Below are 17,692 nucleotides of genomic sequence, written 5' to 3' on the forward strand. Positions count from 1 at the left end.
GCTGCTGATCCTCACCGAGTGGGACCAGTTCCGGGCCCTGGACCTGGAGCGCCTCAAGACCCTGCTGGCCGCCCCGGTCGTCGTCGACCTGCGCAACATCTACAAGCCGCATGAAATGGTCCGCCACGGCTTCACCTACGCCTCGGTGGGGCGCGGGGCGTGAGCGCCGGCCCCGTCATCGTCACCGGCGCGGCCGGCTTCATCGGCATGCACGTGGTCGAGCGCCTCCTGGCGCGCGGCGAAACGGTGATCGGCGTCGACGTCTTCAACGCCTATTACGACCCTGCCCTGAAGGCCGCCCGCGCCGCGCGCCTCGAGGGCCGCCCGGGCTTTTCGATGATCCGCATGGACATCGCCGAGCACGAGGACCTGCTGGCGCTCGTGAAATCGTCGGGGGCCCGGCGGATCGTCCACCTGGCCGCCCAGGCCGGGGTGCGCTACTCGATCGACAACCCCTTCGCCTACGAGCGCTCGAACCTGGCCGGCCACCTGTCGGTGCTGGAGGCCTGCCGCCACGGCGGGGTCGAGGCCCTGGTCTACGCCTCGTCCAGCAGCGTCTACGGCGAGCGGCCGCTGGCCGGCGAGGGCTTCAAGGAAACCGATCCGGCCGAGGCGCCGGTGTCGCTGTACGCGGCCACCAAGCGCTCGTGCGAGCTTATCAGCCAAAGCTACGCCAGCCTCTACGGCTTCCCGCAGGCCGGCCTGCGGTTCTTCACGGTCTATGGCCCCTGGGGCCGGCCGGACATGGCCTATTTCAGCTTCACCCAGAAGATCCTGCGCGGCGAGCCGATCGAGGTCTATGGCGAGGGCAGAATGGCCCGCGACTTCACCTATATCGACGACATCGTCGACGGCATCGTCGGCGTGCTCGACAACCCGCCGCCGCGCGGCGGGCACGAGGTCTACAACATCGGCGACAGCAACCCGGTCGGCCTGATGGACATGATCGCGGCCCTGGAGGCCGCCATCGGCCGCCAGGCGGAAAAGGTGTTCCTGCCGATGCAGCCGGGCGACGTGCCGGCCACCTATGCCGACGTCTCCAAGCTGCACGCCCTGACCGGCTACAGGCCCACGGTCGGCGTCGAGGAAGGCCTCAAGCGCTTCGCGGCCTGGTACGCCGACTTCTACGGCCGCTGAAACGACGCCTCTCCCGAGGCGCTGAAGCGGATCTTCTGGCCGAACGACACTTCCAGCGTGTTGCCGTCGGGATCGGCGACATAGGCCCAATAGCCGACCGGCTGGCCGCCATCGACGGGCGGCGAGCGCAGCACGCCCTCGGCCTGGGCCAGCGCGCAGAGGCGATCGACTTCGTCCCGCGTGGCGCAGGCCAGGCCCAGGTGACCGAACGGGCCAAGCGGCGTGTCATTGAGCTCGCACGACTCCACCAGCACGACCGCGAAGGCGCCGTGGCGGTCGGCCATCCAGGCCACACGTTGGATCGCCCCGCCCGCCTCGCGTGCGTGAACCATCCGCAGGCCGGCGAACGTCTCGTAGAACCTGCGGCTGCGATCGAGATCGCGAACCACCAGGGCCACGTGCGTCAGCCCCAGGTCATTGTCGCCGACGATGGTCATGTTCAGCTCCATTCTGCTCGGCCACAAAGATCCGCCATCGATTGAGCGAATGGAAATGATCTGTCAGCATGAACAACATGCGCACGACGAATGATCTTCACGGTGTCGACATGAACCTTCTGGTCGTGCTCGACGCCCTTCTGGCCGAGCGGCACGTCACCCGCGCCGCCCTGCGCATCAATCGATCCCAGCCGGCGGTGAGCCACGCGCTCAGCCGGCTTCGCCACCTGCTGGACGATCCGATCCTCGTACGCGTCGACGGGCGGCTGGAGCCCACGGCCCGGGCCATGGAGATCGCAGGACCCTTGCGAGAGGCTCTGGGCGTCATCGGCGGCGTGCTGGGCGACCCAGAAGGCGCGCCGGGCGCTCAGAAACGGCACTTCCACCTGTCGATGTCCGACTACGCCGCCGAGGCCCTGCTGCCGTCGCTGACGCGGGAGCTGCGGCGCCGGTCGCCGGGAACGCAGCTCAGCCTGCTGGCCCTGGGTCGCCGAGCCGCTCTCGCCGCCCTCGAGGCCGGCGAGATCGACCTGGCGGTGGGCGTCTATCCGGACCGCGACAAGTCCGTGGCCGAGGGCCTGTCGTTCGCGCCGCTGCTGAACGACCACTTCGCCTGTCTGCATGACCGTCGCGCAGGGCCCGCGCCGATGACGCTGGAAGCCTATCTGGCGAGACCCCACGTCGCCGTGGCCGCCTCGCCGCGCGATGTCGGCGAGGTCGACATCGCGCTGGCCGCCGCTGGCCGGGCGAGAAGCATCGCCGTCACCCTGCCGCACTGGTCGGTGGCGCCGGCCCTGATCGACGGCGCCGACCTGGTGCTGACGGCGGCGCGGCGCAGTCTTCCGGCCTCACCGTCCGGCGACCTGGTCGTCACCGACGTACCGTTCGAGGTCGCTCCCATTCCGCTGGTCATGGCGTGGCATGCGCGGCGTGACTTCGACCCCGGACACCGTCGGCTGCGCGAAGCTCTGCTCGAAGCCTGCCGGGAGGGATGAGCGCCGCTACTCAGCCGCCTGGCCCGCGATCATCGTCGCGCGCATGGCCTGCGCCTGCTCGGGCGAGACGCCCATGGCCGCCAGGATCGGCGAGGGCGTGCGCGTGTCCCAGCTGCTGCGCGGACCGATGGTGATGCCGCCGTCGACGACGATGTGGGTTCCGCTGACGAAGGCGCTGTCGTCGCCGGCCAGATAGAGGGCGGCGGCGGCGATGTCCTCGGGCAGGCCGGCCTTGGCGATGGGCTGGATCTTGGGCCCGACCTCGGCCACCCGCGCGGCCATCTGGTCGGCGACCGCGCGTGGCAGGCCGATCGAGGCCCCGAAGATCGAGGTGGCGATCAGGCCCGGGCAGATGGCGTTGACCCGCACGCCCAGCGGCGACAGTTCGGCCGCCGCGCAGCGGGTCATGTGGATCACCGCCGCCTTGGCCGAGGAATAGGCCAGCGGCCCGAAGCCCGCCTGCAGGCCGGCGATCGAGGCGGTGTTGATGATCGAGCCGCCGCCCTTCGCCCGCATGGCCGGCAGGGCGTGCTTCATGCCCAGCACCGGGCCGCGCAGCAGCACGGCGAAGGTGGCGTCCCAGGCCTCGCCGGTCATGTCGGCCACGCCGTTGTGGGCGCCGCCATGGCCGGCGTTGTTGAACAGGATGTCGAGCCCGCCGAAGGCCTGCGTCGCCAGGCCCATGGCGGCGGCGATGTCGTCCTCGACGGTGACGTCGCAGCGCGCGAAGCGCACCGCGTCGGGGAAACGCTGCTCGAGGATCGCGCCCTTTTCGGCCTGCAGGTCGGCGGCGACGACCTTCGCGCCTTGGGCGACGAACAGTTCGACGGTTCCCAGGCCTATGCCCGAGCAGGCTCCGGTGACGACGGCGACCTTGCCGTCCAGACGTCCGGCCATGCGGCGTCCTCCCTTTTGGCGCGCGGCCTCTGGAGGCGGGCCGCTTTACGCGGGAGGATCATGGGACGGGCCGCCGCGTGCGGCCAGCCTTACGCGGCGTCAGCGGCCGAGGCGCGGCCGAACGGCGAGCGCCCCTGAGGGCGGCGAACGACCAGGCTGAACAGCAGCCACAGGGCGCACGGAACCAGCATCACCGCCCAGGCCAGCACCAGGCCGGCCAGGCCGAAGATGGCGCAGACCCGCTGCCAGGCGTTGGGCCGCTCGGCGGCGCGACGACGCGGCTTCTTTTCGATCTTCAAACCCATGGGTCCCCCACGGACGTCAGGTTAAGGCTTGAGCGCGAGATCGGTGGCGCGCCGATAGGCGGCCTCCGGCGGAACGGCGTTCTTCTTTTTGCCCGGCTTCAGCTGCCGCGCAAGGGCGTTGCGCGCATCGACCATGGCCGGACCGAACAGGTGCCAGGGCTCGACGCAGTAGCGGGTGAACAGCCGCTCGGGATCGGCCATCAGCCGGAACAGCCATTCCATGCCCACCTGGCCCATCCAGCGCGGTGCGGCCAGCTGCACCCCGGCCTCGTAGTCGAAGGCGCCGCCGACCGTGAAGCCGACGCAGGGGTCGAGCTTCTTGTGGTTTTCCAGCAGCCACTTCTCCTGGCGCGGCATGCCCATGCCGACGAACAGGATGTCGGGCTTGTAGGCCTTGATCCTGGCGACCACCGCCTCGTTTTCCGCCGAGCCATCGGTGACGTCGAAATAGCCCTGATGGCTCTCGACCTGGGCGTTCGGCCAGTCGCGGCGGATGTTTTCCAGCGCCGCATCAGCCACGCCCGGAGCGCCGCCGACGAAGAACACCTTCCAGTTTTCCTTGGTGGCGCGGGCCCAGAAGTCGTTGCGCCAGTCGAGATAGGTGCAGCGGTGGAAGCGGCGGCTGGCCCGGCCGACGATGCGCGCCCAGAAGATCAGCGGCACGCTGTCGACCTCGATCAGTTCGGCGGCCTTGAAGAAGTCGACGACCTGCGGGTCCTTCTGCAGCAGATACAGGCTGTGCAGGTTGTGGTTGGCGACGATCGCGCCCTTGCCGCCCGCGATCCGGCCCGCCACGAAGTGGAAGACCTCCTCGGGGCGCACGAGATCCATCTCGCCCCCGAGCACCTTCACGCGCTCCTCGGGACGCCGGTTCATACGGTACGGGCGGCGCGTCTCCACGGGAAACGCGTCGCGAGCAGGAAGGAACATCTGAACGCCGCCTCCGACTATTCGAAGAGCAGCAATAGCTCAGTTGATCTCACCGCTTTGCTAAGGGACGTCCTTACCGACCGTTTAACCGTATGATTTTACTGTTGTTTCAGAACGGGACGGCAGGCAGGTGATTTGCGAAGACTTAACCACGACCGCCCCGTCATCCCGGCCAAGCGCAAGCGAGAGCACGGGCCCCAGGCGCCGTGCGCACAACGCCGAACCGAGCGGACGGGCAGCGGCGATTAACGCCGCGCCAAGTCGCCTGGGTCCCGGATAACGGCTGCGCCGCTTCCGGGATGACGCAGTAGGTGCGAGGCGGCGTTGACGGAGCCCTACTCCACCGTCACCACGACCTTGCCCATGGCCTTGCGGCTGGCCAGGTGGGCGATGGCGTCGCCGGCTTTCTCCAGCGGGAAGCGCTCGGAGACGTACGGCCTGATCTTGCCGGCGGCGTAGAGGTCCATCAGCTCGCGGACATTGGCGGCGTGGCCGGCCGGGTCCCGGGCCACGGCCGCGCCCCAGAACACGCCGACGATGTCGCACGACTTCAGCAGGGTGAGGTTCAGCGGGATTTTCGGGATGCCCGACGGGAAGCCGATCACCAGCATGCGGCCGCCCCAGCCGGCGGCCCGGATGGTGGCTTCGGAATAGTCCCCGCCGACCGCGTCGTAGGCCACGTCCCAGCCATTGGGCCCGCAGGCGGCCTTCAGCTGGTCGGCCAGGGCCTTCTGGCCGTCCTTGTCGAACGGGCCGCGGGCGTAGACGACGCCGGCGTCGGCGCCGCGTGAGATGGCCAGGTCCACCTTCTCCTGGCTGGAGGCGGCGGCGATGACCCGCGCGCCCATGGCCTTGCCCAGCTCCACCGCGGCCAGGCCCACGCCCCCGGCCGCGCCGAGCACCAGCAGGGTCTGGCCCGGCTTGAGGAAGCCGCGGTCCTTCAGGGCGTAGTACGAGGTGCCGTAGGTCAGGATGAAGGCCGAGGCCTCGTCGAAGGGCATGGCGTCGGGGATCGGCGTGCAGCGCGCGGCCTCGACGGCCAGCTTGTCGGCCATGCCGCCCCAGCCGGTCGACGCCAGCACCCGCTGGCCGACCGACAGGCTGGTGACGCCCTCGCCCAGGGCCGCGACCACGCCCGACACCTCGCCGCCGGGGGCGAAGGGGCGCTGCGGCTTGAACTGGTACATGTCCTGGATGATCAGCAGGTCGGGATAGTTGACCCCGCAGGCCTTGACGTCGATCAGCACCTGGCCGGGCGCGGGGACCGGATCGGGCAGGTCTTCCAGCACCAGGGTCTCGGGTCCGCCGACCGCCTTGCTGAGCACCGCCTTCATCTCGCTTCTCCCGCATTTCTTGGTTTTAAGAGCGCGCAACGGCCGCCAAAACCGCTCACACTTTTGGCTGTTGCGCTTTAGAAACCCGACGCTAACCCACGCCGCACGGCCGAGAAAGCCAAATGTCAAACAAACGTTTTACCCTCGCCCTGCACGGCGGCGCCGGCGCCAAGCGCGGCCATGACTACTCGGTCGAGATCGCCCACATGCGCGGCCTGATCGAGGCCGGCCGCGAGCGGCTGGCGGCGGGCGCCAGCGCCCTGGACGTGGTGGTCGAGACCGTGGCGGCCCTGGAGGCCTCGGGCCTCTACATCGCCGGCAAGGGCGCCTCGCCCAACGCCGACGGCGAGTACGAGCTGGACGCCAGCCTGATGGACGGCGCCACCAGCCGCGCCGGCTCGGTGGCCGCGCTGCAAGGCTTCGCCAGCCCGATCCGCGCCGCCCGGGCGGTGATGGACCAGACCCCGCACGTGATGCTGGCCGGCGAGGGCGCCATGGCCTTCGCCCGCGCCCAGGGCCTGGAGACGATCTCGGATCCCGAGACCTACTACACCCGCGCCGGCGCCTTCGAGGACAACGCCCCGCCCTCCTCTCCCATGGGCGGCCTGCCCACCGGCACCGTCGGCTGCGTGGCCTTGGACCAGGACGGCCGCCTGGCCGCCGCCACCTCGACCGCCGGCGTGTTCGGCAAGCTGCCCGGCCGGGTCGGCGACAGCCCGATCATCGGCGCCGGAGCCTGGGCCGACGACTGGGCGGCGGTGTCGTGCACCGGCCAGGGCGAGTATTTCATCCGCACGGCCGTAGGCGCGCAGATCGCCCACCGCATCCGCTTCGGCGGCCAGGACCTGGACGAGGCGGCGGCCGGCGCCATCCAGGGCGTCGCCGACCTGGGCGGCCACGGCGGCCTGGTGTCGGTGGACCGCGACGGCAATGTCGCCATGCCCTTCGCCTCCAGCGGCCTGAAGCGCGCGGCCCTGATGCCCGACGGGACGATCCTGGCCGAGGCCTTCTGATCTGGCCTACCCCCTTGACCCCGCCCGATCCCGCGCCAAGAAGGAGGGCGGGGCAACCTGCGGACTCATAATGGAAATCGGAGCGCGACCTTGAGCCAAGCCATCCTCGTGGCCGGCGGCGCGGGCTATATCGGCTCGCATACCTGCCTGCGACTGGCCGAGGCCGGCTACACGCCCGTGGTCTACGACAACCTGTCGAACGGCTGGAAAAGCTTCGTCCAGTGGGGTCCGCTGGAAGTGGGCGACATCAACGACGCCGCCCGCCTCGACGAGGTCTTCGCCAAGCACAGGCCCGCGGCGGTGATCCACTTCGCCGCCTTCATCGAGGTCGGCTTCTCGGTCGCCGAGCCCGGTCCGTTCTACGGCAACAATGTCGGCGGCGCGATCACCCTGATCGAGGCCGCCCGCCGCGCGGGCGTCAACAAGCTGGTGTTCTCGTCGACCTGCGCCACCTACGGCGCGCCGGTGCGGGTGCCGATGGACGAAAGCCATCCGCAGGCGCCGCTCAATCCGTACGGCCGCAGCAAGCTGATGGTCGAGGAGATCCTGCGCGACATGGACCGCTACAAGGGCTTCCGCTCGGTGGCGCTGCGCTATTTCAACGCCGCCGGCGCCGACCCGGAAGGCCGCATCGGCGAGAAGCACGAACCCGAGACCCACGCCATCCCCCTGGCCATCGCCGCGGCGCGCGGCGAGCGCGACAAGTTCATGCTGTTCGGCAGCGACTACGACACCCGCGACGGCACCTGCGTGCGCGACTACATCCACGTGCTGGACCTGGCGGACGCCCACGTGGCGGCGCTGAAGTGGCTGCTGGCGGACAAGGAGAGCGCGGCGTTCAACCTGGGCACCGGCACGGGCACCACGGTCAAGGAACTGATCGGCGCCATCGAACGCCGCTCGAACCGTCCCTTCCCGCTCGAGCCGGCCCCGCGCCGTGACGGCGACGCCCCCAGCCTGGTGGCCGACAACAGCAAGGCGCGCGAGCTGCTTGGCTGGACCCCGCGGTATGGGCTGGACGACATCATCGAGCATGCCTGGGCCTGGCACGCAGGCGGCGCGGCCACGCTGAAGCGCTGAAGCGCGAAAGCGGCTTTCCCGCGAGGGTGGAAACCTTCTAGCGTAGGTCCATGCATGGCCTGGCCCTCGCCCTGATCTGGCTGGCCGCGACGCCTCCGGCGGTCGCGGGCGGCGACATGGCGGGCGGCGTGACGGCCAAGGTGCGGGCCGGGGCCGACGGACGCGGCGAGGTGCGGGCGGCGATCGACATTCCCGCCCCGCCCGAGCGCGTATGGCGCACCATCCTCGACTGCCGCCTGGCCGAGCGCATGACGCCCAGCGTCAAGCGCTGCACGGTGCTGGAGCGCTCGCCCGACGGCCGGACCGAGACCCGCGAGCACTGGATCAAGCGCGGCCTGTTCTCGCCGATGCTGCGCTCGGTGTCGCGGCTGGAGCTGGAGCCGGGCCGGCGCATCGGCTTCCGCTGCATCGGCGGCGACATCGACGACTGCGAGGGCCAGTGGCTGCTGAGCCCGCTGGACGACGGGGCCGCCACCCGGGTGGTCTACGAGAACAAGGTCAGCGCGCCGTTCGGCCTGCCGGCCGGCATGGCGGCGGCGGCCATGCGGCGCGACGTGCCCGCCGCCTTGCAGGCCCTGAAGCGCGAATGCCTGGAGCCCCGCCCATGAGCGCACCCGTAACCGCGCCAGAGCCGCTGTGGCTGTTCGACGGGGTGTGCAACCTGTGCTCGGGCTCGGTGCGGGCGGTGCTGGCCATCGACCGCAAGGGGATCATGCGCTTCACGCCGATCCAGTCGGACTATGGCCGGGCTCTGGCGATCGCCCATGGGATCGATCCGGACCATCCGGCCAGCTTCCTCTATCTCGACGACGGCAAGGCCCTTGAGAAGAGCGCCGCGATCCTGGCCCTGCTGCGCCGGCTGGGCGCGCCGTGGTCGGGACTGGCGGCCGTGGTCGGCCTGCTGCCCAAGACCTGGCTGGACGGCGGATACGATTGGCTGGCCGCCAACCGCTATCGGCTGATGGGCAAGCGCTCGACCTGCATGGTCCCGACACCGGCCCAGCGGACCCGTTTCGTGCTGGAACCGCCGACGGCATGAGCCATGGCCTCTTCCCGCGCGCGCTGGGCGAGGCCTTCGCGGACCTTCCCGCCGAGGTGCGCGCCGCCCACCAGGGCCGGCGGGCGGTGAGCCTTCACGGTCGGGCCCGGGCGCGGGGCGACCGCGGTGTCGCCGCCCTTGTCCGGCGATTGCAGGACCTGCCGGGCCCCGGCGTCCACGACACGACGGTTGAGATCGCGCCCCTGGCCGCCGGCGACGAAGCCTGGACGCGCCGGTTCGGCGATCGGACCTTCACCTCGCGCGTCGCCCCGGCGGCCGACGACCCGCACGCCTTCGAGGAGACGGTCGGCCTGCTAACCTACCGCTTCCATGCCGAGCCCTATGCGGACGGCTTCTGCTGGATCTTCGAGGGCTGGCGGCTGGGCCCATTGCCCCTGCCCTCCGCCTGGGCGCCGCGCAGCCGGGCGCGGATCTTCGAGCGCGACGGAGCCTACCGCTTCAGCGTGCTGGTCGCCCATCCGTGGCTGGGCGTGATCTTCGGCTATGCCGGCCGGCTGGACCGGCCGATCGGCGACTAGCCCTTGCGCAGGCGGGCGTTGATCGCGGGGCGGCAGACCGACAGGCCCAGGATCAGCGGGGCCAGCATCACCGCCAGCACGTAGCGCTGGATGTTGTCGGCCCGCTTGATGAAATAGCGCGCCAGGCCCACGCCCTTGTGGAACTCGACCTTGACCGGATGTTCCAGGCTGGTGTGGCCCAGGTGAATGACCCGCGCGTTCGGATGGAACAGCACCTGCCCCCCGGCCTGGCGAGCACGCCAGCACAGGTCGACGTCCTCGACGTGCAGGAAATAGCCTTCATCGAAGCCGGCCAGGGAATCGAAATCCGAACGCCGGAGGGCGAAGCAGGCGCCGGAGATGGTCGGCATCTGGGTCGGCTCGGCCGGCAGCGGCTCGTGTTCGCGGTGGATCTCGAAGCGCTTGAAGCGCGCAACCTTCTGGCTGAGCTGCGACAGGCTGAGCAGTGTGGTGACCGGCGTCACTTCGCCGCGGCGGCCGCCCCGTTGCTCGGTGCCGTCGATATTCATGACCCGAGCGCCCATCACGGTCGGCACCGGCTGGCCGCGGAAGGCCGAGACCATGGACGGCACGCAGTCGGGTTGCAGGTTGGCGTCGGGATTGAGGAAGATCAGGTATTCGCCCTGCGCCACCGAGGCGCCGAGATTGGCGCCCTTGGCGAAGCCGACATTGCCGTGGCCCTGCACCAACTGGACGCGCGGCTCGGTCAGGCCCAGCGCCCGCAGCATGTCGACGTCTTCCGGCGGCGAGCCGTTGTCGACGATGACGAACTCGTCGACCATCGGCTCGGCCAGCACGTGGCGGATGCTTTCGACCAGCGCTTCTCCCGTCCAATAGACGACCATCACCACCGAGACCAAGGGCTTGGCGGGACGCGCGCCTGCGGCGAGCACCGTAAAGGACGGGAGAATGCTGTTCATGTCAGACCTGGACAGGCTCCCGCGTGGATTGCGGCGCGCGGGCGCGAGCGAGGTCGGGGGGCGTGGCTTCCTGGACGAGGATGGACAGCGCTTCGTCGAGCGAAAGGATCTGCTGACCCTCGCCGCCCAGGCGCCGCAGGGCCACTTGCCCCGTCTCCGCTTCCTTACGTCCGACCACCGCGATCACAGGAACCTTGGCGAGACTGTGCTCGCGAATCTTGTAATTGATCTTCTCGTTACGCAGGTCGACCTCCGCGCGCAATCCCGCTGCCGTCAACCGCTCAACGACAGTGCGCGCGTAATCGTCAGCGTCCGACGTAATCGTCGCCACAACGATTTGCGTCGGCGCCAGCCAAAGCGGCAGGTGGCCCGCGTAGTTTTCCAATAGAATACCGATGAACCGCTCGAACGACCCCAGGATCGCGCGATGCAGCATCACCGGCCGCTTCTTGGATCCATCTTCGGCAACGTACTCGGCGCCCAAACGTTCCGGTAGAACGTAGTCGAGTTGCAGCGTGCCGCAGGTCCATTCGCGACCGATGGCGTCCTGGACGATGAAGTCGAGCTTGGGCGCGTAGAAGGCGCCGTCGCCCTCGGCGATCACCGGCTCGACGCCAGCCAGGCGCGCGGCCTCGGCCAGCATGCCCTCGGCCTTGTCCCAGAACTCGTCCGTGCCGGCGCGCAGCTCCGGACGCGTGGCCAGGGCGACGTACTTGGTCGTCATGCCGAGATCGGCGTGGATCATCCGCGTCAGACGGATGAAGCGCTCGGTCTCCTCGACGATCTGGTCCTCGCGGCAGAAGATGTGGGCGTCGTCCTGGGTGAAGGCGCGCACCCGCATCAGGCCGTGCAGGGCGCCCGACGGCTCGTAGCGGTGGCAGGCGCCGAACTCGGCCATGCGCATCGGCAGTTCGCGGTACGAACGCTGGCCGACGTTCCAGATCTGCACGTGGCCCGGGCAGTTCATCGGCTTGAGGGACAGGATCTCGCCTTCGACCGTCTCGCAGACGAACATGTTGGCGCGGTACTTGTCCCAGTGGCCGGAGTTTTCCCAGAAGGTCTTGTCCAGGACCTGGGGCGTCTTGACCTCGATATAGCCGGCGCGGTCGAGGCTGCGGCGCATGTAGGCTTCGAGGTTCTGCCACAGCTTCCAGCCCTTGGGATGCCAAAAGACCATGCCCCGGCCCTCTTCCTGCATGTGGAAGAGACCCAGCGACTTGCCCAACTTGCGGTGGTCGCGCTTCTCGGCTTCCTCAATGCGCTTCAGATAGGCTTCGAGGTCGGCCTCCGAGGCCCAGCTCGTGCCGTAGATCCGTTGCAGCTGGGCGTTGTTCTGGTCGCCGCGCCAGTAGGCGCCGGCCAGCTTGGTCAGCTTGAAGGCCTTGCCCACATGCTTGGTCGACGGCAGGTGCGGGCCGCGGCAAAGGTCCTTCCAGTTCCCCTGGCGATAGACCGTGATCGTGTCCGTGCCCGGCAGGTCGCGGATGATCTGGGCCTTGTATTGCTCGCCGATCTCGTCGAAGTGCTTGATGGCCTCGTCGCGGTCCAAGACCTCGCGCGTGATCTTCTCGTCGCGGTCGACGATCTCCTTCATGCGCTTTTCGATCGTCGCCAGGTCGTCCAGGCTGAACGGCTCGTCGCGGGCGAAGTCGTAGTAGAAGCCGTCCTCGACGTTCGGGCCGATCGTCACCTGGGTGCCGGGGAACAGCTCCTGCACGGCCTCGGCCAGCACGTGGGCGGTGTCGTGGCGGATGGTGTCGAGGGCCTCGGGCGCGTCGCGCGTCAGGATCTCGAACTTGCGCTCGCCGGTCAGCAGGTCGGGCGTCAGGGCGCGGTCGAGGTCCAGCACCTGGCCGTCCAGCTTGATCAGCAGGGCCTTCTTCTCAAGCGACTTGGAAATGGCCGCGGCCACGTCCCGCCCCGTCGAGCCGTCGGGGTACTGACGGGAGGAGCCGTCGGGGAAAACCAGATCGATCATTCTTCACACATCCACTTGCGCGGCTCGCGCGGCGGGGGCGGCGGGTCGTATCCCCAGCCCCCGAACGGATTGCATCGGCAAATCCGTCGCAGAGCGAGCCAGGACCCCTTGGCGGGTCCGTGATCCTTGAGCGCCTGGGCCGCATACTCCGAACAGGTCGGCAGATAGCGGCACTGGCGCCCGATGAGAGGCGAGAGCGTCAACTTGTAGGCGCGCAGGCCGAAGTCGACGACGCGGTGATAAAGGCTCATGCCGGCGCTTTCGCGAACGGAGTCGGGCACTTATCGCACCCGCGAGAAACCGATCAAGCGGCGCCGGCGCTGCTAGTTCGCGTTTGGGTCGACCCTGTGGCCTTACGGACAGCCTCGACCGCGGCCTCGAACGCCAGAAGCGTCGAGGCGTGACGGGCGGGATAGTCCTTGACCGGCTCCAGCACGGCGAGCTCCGCAAAGCGGCCCGCAGGGTGCGGACCGTTCGTTTTCAGCATAGCGGCCAGGGCGTCGCGGGCCAACTCAAGTTCGGCGAGGTCCGCCCCGATCACATGGGCGCCCAGCACCGCGGCGCTGGCCTGGCCCAGGGCGCAGGCCGTGACCTCCTGGGCGAAGTCGGCGACCTTGCCGTCCTCGACCACGACGTCGACGATGATCCGGCTGCCGCACAGCTTGGCCGTGCGGTCGGCGCTCGCGTCGGGCGCGGCCAGGCGCCCGGCCCGCGGCATGTTGGCCACGAGCGTCAGGATGCGGGCGCTGTAGAGATCGTCGATCATCCGGCTTCAGATGGGGCGGCCGCGCGCGCCTGCCAGAGGGCCTCGGCGCGGTCGCGCACCGCCTCGCCCATGGCCGTGAAGGCCGCCTTCAGGGCGCGGCGCTCGTCCTTGGAGATCCACTTGACCAGGAGGCCCATGAACAGCTCGCCGTTCGAGAAGGTGGCGTTGCCAGGGCCCATGTTCTCGACTTCCAGATAGCGGATGGCCGTGACGAAGCCGCCCAGGCGTTGCGAACGCCAGTGCAGCTGCTCGAACGGCACCCAGTCCTGGACGACCGGCTGGATCACCTTGACCGGGCGATCGCCGATGGCTTCTTCCAAGGTCAGGGCGGTGCCGATCTTCAGCTGGCCGGCGGCCTTGACGTAGAGCGGGTTCCACTCGTGCCAGCGCTCGAACTCGGACACGACTTCCCAGACGATCTCGGCGGGGGCCTGGACCCCGATACGGTGCTCGACGGCGCGTTTCATGCTGGCGATCTAGCACATCCAGGGGGTGGAGCTACAGGCGTGAATTGATCCCGTCATCAGGGCTTGGCCGGTAGCACGGCCATCAGGGCGCGGGTAAAGCCGACCGGGGCTACGGTCAGGTGATCCTCGCCCGCAAGCACGGTCGAGCGCACCTTCAGGCCCGGATAGCCGTGCGACTTCAGCACCTGCTCCATGGTCTTCACATCAGCGACCATGTCGGGGCCGGAGGTGTTGCGCGAGCTGGGCCCCGGCGCCTCGTAGCCGCCGACGTACATGAAGACGTCGGCCGGCAAATCCTTGTGCGTGCGGGCGTAGTCGGCCTCCATCGTCATGATGTGGCGCTTGTCGAACCAGAAGGACGGACTGCCCAGCACATAGGCGTGGAACATCGCCGGGTCGGTGAACAGGACCTGCGCGCCCAGCAGGCCGCCGTAGGAATGACCCAGCAGCACCCGTCGGGCCGGATCGGCGCGGAAGCGGCCCTCGACGAAGGGGATCACCTGGCTCTTCAGGTAGGCCTGGTAGGCGGGGCCCTGGCCGTGGACGGTGGCGCTGGCGTTGCGAGGTCCGTTGGACGTGGGCGTGTAGTCGCGGTTACGGCTGACGACGCCATTGTCGCCGCGCGAATAGGACAGGCCCACGAGGATGAACTCCTCGATCACGGGCCCGTCCAGGTTCACCCGTCGGGCGACCTGGCGGATGATCGGAAAGGCGTAGTCGGCGTCGGTGACGAAGACCACCGGATAGCGCCGCTGGGGGCTGGCCTCGTAGCTGGCCGGCAGGCTGACAAAGACCTCGTAGTCGCGGCCCGAAACGGGATCCGGCACGGTCCAGACCTGGGTGCCCCTCAGGACGTAGGGACCGCCCTCGACCGAGACGGCCGCAGCCGGCGGCGGCGATTGGGCGTCGGCCTTTTCGGTGCAGGCCGACAGCACGCCCGCCGCCAGCAGCGTCATCGCCAGTCCAAACGTCCGCATCCCCGACTCCCCTGAAAGCTGCACCGGGGCACCCTAGGGGCGAATGGGGCGAAACTCGGCCTTGGCGAGCGCGGAGCTGGCCTCAGACCCCGGCCTCGCGCTGGTAGACGGGCAGGTCCAGCGACGGCGGGGCGATCCCGGCCTGGCCGATCAGGTCGTGGGCCTGGCCGCGATGGTGGGTCTGGTGGTTGAAGAGGTGGGCCAAGGTCTTCCACAGCGGGCCGACCACCTCGACGCCGTCGGCCTTGCGCACCCAGCGGAACTGCGCGGCGCAGGCCTCGTCGGTGAGGCCGGCGACATAGGCGACCAGCCCCGCGTCCTCGACGTCGCGAGCGGCGCGCAGTTGCGCGAGGTCGTCGAACAGCAGGGTGTCGAGCCCATAGGGCGGCAGCGGCGTTCCGGCCAGGCGCGCCGTCCAGATGCGGTCGGTGACCAGGAGGTGGTTCAGGGTCCCGGCGATCGAGCCGAAGAACCCGCCGCGCTCGGCGGTGAAGGCCCCGGCCGGCAGAGCCTCGCAGGCCTCCAGCAGGCGGGCGTTGGCCCAGGCGTTGTAGCCGGCCATCAGGGTGAAGTAGTCGCGCATGCGGTCGGCTCCGGACTCGGGCGAGTTGCGGGCGCCCGGGTCCGGAGATGGCGCAGCTTCAGGGGTGGCGCAAGGCGGCGGACGGCATACTCCCTCTCCCATAGGGAGAGGGTCGGGGTGAGGGGTTACGGCGTCCGACGGAGAGCCGGCACGCCGTCAGACCTCGTAACCCCTCACCCTCCCACCGCTCCGCGGCGGGCCCCTCCCTCTCCCTATGGGAGAGGTTTTTTCCTAGACCGCCACCTCGAACGCCGCCTCGGTCTTGGCCTGGACCTCGTCGACCGACACGCCCGGGGCCAGTTCGATCAGCTTCACCGGGGTCCTGCCGCGGTTGATCTCGAAGACGCCCAGTTCGGTGATCAGCAGATCCACGACGCCGGCGCCGGTCAGCGGCAGCGAGCAGGCTTTCAGCAGCTTGGGCGCGCCCGACTTCTCGCAGTGGTCCATGACGACCACCACGCGCTTGACGCCGGCCACCAGGTCCATGGCCCCGCCCATGCCCTTGACCATCTTGCCGGGCACCATCCAGTTGGCGAGGTCGCCGGTCTCGGAGACCTGCATGCCGCCCAGGATCGACAGGGCGATGTGGCCGCCGCGGATCATCGCGAAGCTGTCGGCCGACGAGAAATACGAGCTGCTATCCAGCTCGGTGATCGTCTGCTTGCCGGCGTTGATCAGATCGGCGTCCTCCTCGCCCTCATAGGGGAAGGGACCCATGCCCAGCATGCCGTTCTCGCTTTGCAGCGTCACGTGCATGCCCTCGGGGATGTAGTTGGCCACCAGGGTCGGGATGCCGATGCCCAGGTTGACGTAGAAGCCGTCGCGCAGCTCCTTGGCGGCGCGGGCCGCCATCTCGTCGCGGGTCCAGGCCATTACGCTTGCTCCTTGGCTTCGCGGGGGCGCGTGGTGACGCGTTCGATGCGCTTTTCGAACTTCGCGCCCTTGATCAGCCGGTCGACGAAGATGCCGGGGGTGTGGATGTTGTCCTTGTCGAGCGCGCCGATCTCGACCAGCTCCTCGACCTCGACGACGGTGGCCTTGCCGGCCGTGGCCATCATCGGATTGAAGTTGCGGGCGGTCTTTCGGTAGACGAGGTTGCCCTCGGCGTCGGCCTTCCAGGCCTTGACGATCGAGAGGTCGGCGACAAGGCCGCGCTCCATCACGTACATCTCGCCGTCGAATTCGCGCGTTTCCTTGCCCTCGGCCACCAGGGTGCCGTAGCCGGTGCGCGTGAAGAAGGCCGGGATGCCCGCGCCGCCGGCGCGGATGCGTTCGGCCAGCGTGCCCTGCGGATTGAACTCCAGTTCGAGCTCCCCACTCAGGTATAGCTGTTCGAACAGCTTGTTCTCGCCCACATAGGACGAGACCATCTTCTTGATCTGACGGTTCTCCAGCAGGATGCCCAAGCCGAATCCGTCGACCCCGCAGTTGTTGGAGATGACCGTGAGGTCCTTGACCCCCGTCTCGCGGATCGCCGCGATCAGGTTTTCGGGAATGCCGCAGAGACCAAAGCCCCCGGCCATGATGGTCATGCCGTCGAACAGCAGACCCGCCAACGCTTCTGCGGCGTCGGATTTCACCTTGTCGACCATGCTTCCTCCCGGAGCGACGTTCGCCGACTGCTCTCGCCCGCCGGCCGGAGAAATTCAAGCCTTGATGAATAAATTTTCCCGTCATGCGACCACGGTAGGCGGTTACGCGTGACCACTGACCCTAACACCCCGATCGTGACGCCCGCCACCGCCGGCGCCCTGCTGACCCTGGCGCACCCGGCGCTTGAACGCTCGCGCGCCAATCGCGCCCTGGCCAAGGCGGCCAAGGCCCTTTCCGGCGTCACCTTCCACGATCTGTACGAGACCTATCCGGACTTCTCGATCGACATCGAGGCCGAGCAGCAGAAGCTGGTAGACCACGACATCATCGCCTTGCAGTTCCCGCTGTTCTGGTACTCGCCGCCGGCCCTGATGAAGGAGTGGCTGGATCTGGTCTGGCTGCACGGCTTCGCCTACGGCCTGGGCGGCGACGCTTTGGCCGGCAAGCGCCTGTTCGTGGCCTGCACCACCGGCGGCCCGGCCCAGGCCTATCACGCCAAGGGCTACAACCGCTTCACCCTGGACGAATTCCTGCGCCCGCTGGAGCAGACGGCCTATCTGTGCGGCATGGTCTGGGAGACGCCCTTCGTGGTGCACGGGGCGGCGATGAAGGACGACGAGCAGCTGAAGGCCGAGGCTCTGCGCTACCAGGCGCGGATGTCGGCCCTGCTGGCCGCCGACCACGCGGCCGAAGGAGCGTAAG

General features: G+C 69.0%; 23 protein-coding genes and 1 pseudogene. 10 read left to right on the forward strand and 14 right to left on the reverse strand.

Going from position 1 to position 17,692, the window contains the following annotated elements; genetic code table 11:
* A partial coding sequence (locus SGCZBJ_RS01990) for a UDP binding domain-containing protein (RefSeq protein ID WP_240621393.1) occupies positions 1–163 on the forward strand: 163 nt, incomplete at its 5' end.
* Positions 160–1,137, forward strand: a complete 978-nt coding sequence (locus SGCZBJ_RS01995; RefSeq protein WP_101716365.1) for an NAD-dependent epimerase/dehydratase family protein — start codon at positions 160–162, stop codon at positions 1,135–1,137. The genes SGCZBJ_RS01990 and SGCZBJ_RS01995, both read left to right, overlap by 4 nt.
* Here the strand turns inward: SGCZBJ_RS01995 and SGCZBJ_RS02000 are convergent.
* A complete protein-coding gene (locus tag SGCZBJ_RS02000; RefSeq protein WP_205685304.1) occupies positions 1,125–1,574 on the reverse strand; it encodes a VOC family protein in 450 nt (149 codons plus the stop codon). The two genes, SGCZBJ_RS01995 and SGCZBJ_RS02000, sit on opposite strands and share 13 nt — an antisense overlap.
* A 110-nt stretch (positions 1,575–1,684) precedes the next feature.
* Here SGCZBJ_RS02000 and SGCZBJ_RS02005 point away from each other — a divergent pair, with 110 nt between their 5' ends.
* Entirely contained in the window at positions 1,685–2,569 is an 885-nt protein-coding gene (locus SGCZBJ_RS02005; RefSeq protein ID WP_205685305.1) for a LysR family transcriptional regulator, read from the forward strand.
* A gap of 6 nt (positions 2,570–2,575) precedes the next feature.
* On the opposite strand, the gene SGCZBJ_RS02010 is transcribed toward SGCZBJ_RS02005, so the two are convergent.
* The 4 genes from SGCZBJ_RS02010 to SGCZBJ_RS02025 form a co-directional block, all read right to left on the reverse strand.
* The gene (locus SGCZBJ_RS02010; protein ID WP_101716367.1) at positions 2,576–3,466 is read right to left on the reverse strand and encodes an SDR family NAD(P)-dependent oxidoreductase; all 891 of its coding nucleotides are present in this window, start codon (positions 3,464–3,466) and stop codon (positions 2,576–2,578) included.
* 89 nt (positions 3,467–3,555) lie between these two features.
* A complete protein-coding gene (locus SGCZBJ_RS02015) occupies positions 3,556–3,771 on the reverse strand; it encodes a hypothetical protein (RefSeq protein ID WP_101716368.1) in 216 nt (71 codons plus the stop codon).
* Between the two features lie 21 nt (positions 3,772–3,792).
* Positions 3,793–4,701 carry a WecB/TagA/CpsF family glycosyltransferase gene (locus tag SGCZBJ_RS02020; protein WP_101716369.1) on the reverse strand — a complete coding sequence of 303 codons (909 nt, stop codon included), beginning with the start codon at positions 4,699–4,701 and terminating at the stop codon, positions 3,793–3,795.
* A 335-nt stretch (positions 4,702–5,036) separates the two neighbouring features.
* Positions 5,037–6,035, reverse strand: coding sequence for an NADPH:quinone oxidoreductase family protein (locus SGCZBJ_RS02025; RefSeq protein WP_101716370.1), 999 nt, complete (start codon positions 6,033–6,035; stop codon positions 5,037–5,039).
* A 122-nt stretch (positions 6,036–6,157) separates the two neighbouring features.
* Between SGCZBJ_RS02025 and SGCZBJ_RS02030 the strand changes: the two genes are divergently transcribed.
* The 5 genes from SGCZBJ_RS02030 (at position 6,158) to SGCZBJ_RS02050 (ending at position 9,706) form a co-directional block, all read left to right on the forward strand.
* The gene (locus tag SGCZBJ_RS02030) at positions 6,158–7,048 is read left to right on the forward strand and encodes an isoaspartyl peptidase/L-asparaginase family protein (RefSeq protein ID WP_101716371.1); all 891 of its coding nucleotides are present in this window, start codon (positions 6,158–6,160) and stop codon (positions 7,046–7,048) included.
* A 90-nt stretch (positions 7,049–7,138) separates the two neighbouring features.
* Positions 7,139–8,128 (forward strand): UDP-glucose 4-epimerase GalE, encoded by a 990-nt coding sequence (galE, locus tag SGCZBJ_RS02035; RefSeq protein WP_101716372.1) that lies wholly within the window; start codon positions 7,139–7,141, stop codon positions 8,126–8,128.
* Positions 8,129–8,178: 50 nt separating this feature from the next.
* Positions 8,179–8,736 (forward strand): SRPBCC family protein, encoded by a 558-nt coding sequence (locus tag SGCZBJ_RS02040; protein ID WP_101716373.1) that lies wholly within the window; start codon positions 8,179–8,181, stop codon positions 8,734–8,736.
* Positions 8,733–9,167 (forward strand): thiol-disulfide oxidoreductase DCC family protein, encoded by a 435-nt coding sequence (locus tag SGCZBJ_RS02045; RefSeq protein ID WP_101716374.1) that lies wholly within the window; start codon positions 8,733–8,735, stop codon positions 9,165–9,167. Before SGCZBJ_RS02040 ends, SGCZBJ_RS02045 begins: the two co-directional genes overlap by 4 nt.
* Complete coding sequence (locus SGCZBJ_RS02050) at positions 9,164–9,706, forward strand: DUF4166 domain-containing protein (protein WP_101716375.1); 543 nt, start codon at positions 9,164–9,166, stop codon at positions 9,704–9,706. Before SGCZBJ_RS02045 ends, SGCZBJ_RS02050 begins: the two co-directional genes overlap by 4 nt.
* Here the strand turns inward: SGCZBJ_RS02050 and SGCZBJ_RS02055 are convergent.
* The 7 genes from SGCZBJ_RS02055 to SGCZBJ_RS02085 form a co-directional block, all read right to left on the reverse strand.
* Positions 9,703–10,626 (reverse strand): glycosyltransferase family 2 protein, encoded by a 924-nt coding sequence (locus tag SGCZBJ_RS02055; RefSeq protein ID WP_101716376.1) that lies wholly within the window; start codon positions 10,624–10,626, stop codon positions 9,703–9,705. The genes SGCZBJ_RS02050 and SGCZBJ_RS02055 overlap by 4 nt on opposite strands.
* A 1-nt stretch (position 10,627) precedes the next feature.
* Complete coding sequence (gene thrS, locus SGCZBJ_RS02060; protein ID WP_101716377.1) at positions 10,628–12,604, reverse strand: threonine--tRNA ligase; 1,977 nt, start codon at positions 12,602–12,604, stop codon at positions 10,628–10,630.
* Positions 12,601–12,855, reverse strand: coding sequence for a membrane protein insertion efficiency factor YidD (gene yidD, locus SGCZBJ_RS02065; RefSeq protein WP_101716378.1), 255 nt, complete (start codon positions 12,853–12,855; stop codon positions 12,601–12,603). The genes thrS and yidD overlap by 4 nt, the downstream gene beginning before the upstream one ends.
* Before the next feature lie 53 nt (positions 12,856–12,908).
* On the reverse strand, positions 12,909–13,370 hold the full coding sequence (locus SGCZBJ_RS02070) for an iron-sulfur cluster assembly scaffold protein (RefSeq protein WP_101716379.1): 462 nt from the start codon (positions 13,368–13,370) through the stop codon (positions 12,909–12,911).
* Positions 13,367–13,837 carry an SRPBCC domain-containing protein gene (locus SGCZBJ_RS02075; protein WP_101716380.1) on the reverse strand — a complete coding sequence of 157 codons (471 nt, stop codon included), beginning with the start codon at positions 13,835–13,837 and terminating at the stop codon, positions 13,367–13,369. The genes SGCZBJ_RS02070 and SGCZBJ_RS02075 overlap by 4 nt, the downstream gene beginning before the upstream one ends.
* A gap of 56 nt (positions 13,838–13,893) precedes the next feature.
* Positions 13,894–14,814: an alpha/beta hydrolase gene (locus tag SGCZBJ_RS02080; RefSeq protein WP_205685306.1), complete on the reverse strand. Its 921-nt coding sequence runs from the start codon at positions 14,812–14,814 to the stop codon at positions 13,894–13,896.
* A gap of 82 nt (positions 14,815–14,896) precedes the next feature.
* Complete coding sequence (locus SGCZBJ_RS02085; protein WP_101716382.1) at positions 14,897–15,397, reverse strand: DinB family protein; 501 nt, start codon at positions 15,395–15,397, stop codon at positions 14,897–14,899.
* A gap of 117 nt (positions 15,398–15,514) precedes the next feature.
* On the opposite strand from SGCZBJ_RS02085, the pseudogene SGCZBJ_RS25950 reads away from it, so the two are divergent.
* Positions 15,515–15,622, forward strand: a pseudogene (locus tag SGCZBJ_RS25950) (hypothetical protein); the annotation flags it as partial.
* A gap of 6 nt (positions 15,623–15,628) precedes the next feature.
* On the opposite strand, the gene SGCZBJ_RS02090 reads toward SGCZBJ_RS25950, so the two are convergent.
* Both SGCZBJ_RS02090 and SGCZBJ_RS02095 read right to left on the reverse strand, forming a co-directional pair.
* A complete protein-coding gene (locus tag SGCZBJ_RS02090) occupies positions 15,629–16,270 on the reverse strand; it encodes a 3-oxoacid CoA-transferase subunit B (RefSeq protein WP_101716383.1) in 642 nt (213 codons plus the stop codon).
* The gene (locus SGCZBJ_RS02095; RefSeq protein ID WP_101716384.1) at positions 16,270–16,989 is read right to left on the reverse strand and encodes a CoA transferase subunit A; all 720 of its coding nucleotides are present in this window, start codon (positions 16,987–16,989) and stop codon (positions 16,270–16,272) included. Before SGCZBJ_RS02095 ends, SGCZBJ_RS02090 begins: the two co-directional genes overlap by 1 nt.
* 108 nt (positions 16,990–17,097) lie before the next feature.
* On the opposite strand from SGCZBJ_RS02095, the gene kefF reads away from it, so the two are divergent.
* On the forward strand, positions 17,098–17,691 hold the full coding sequence (gene kefF, locus SGCZBJ_RS02100) for a glutathione-regulated potassium-efflux system oxidoreductase KefF (RefSeq protein ID WP_165799218.1): 594 nt from the start codon (positions 17,098–17,100) through the stop codon (positions 17,689–17,691).
* Position 17,692 lies beyond the last annotated feature (1 nt).

The organism is Caulobacter zeae, assembly GCF_002858925.1.
Lineage (GTDB): Bacteria > Pseudomonadota > Alphaproteobacteria > Caulobacterales > Caulobacteraceae > Caulobacter > Caulobacter zeae.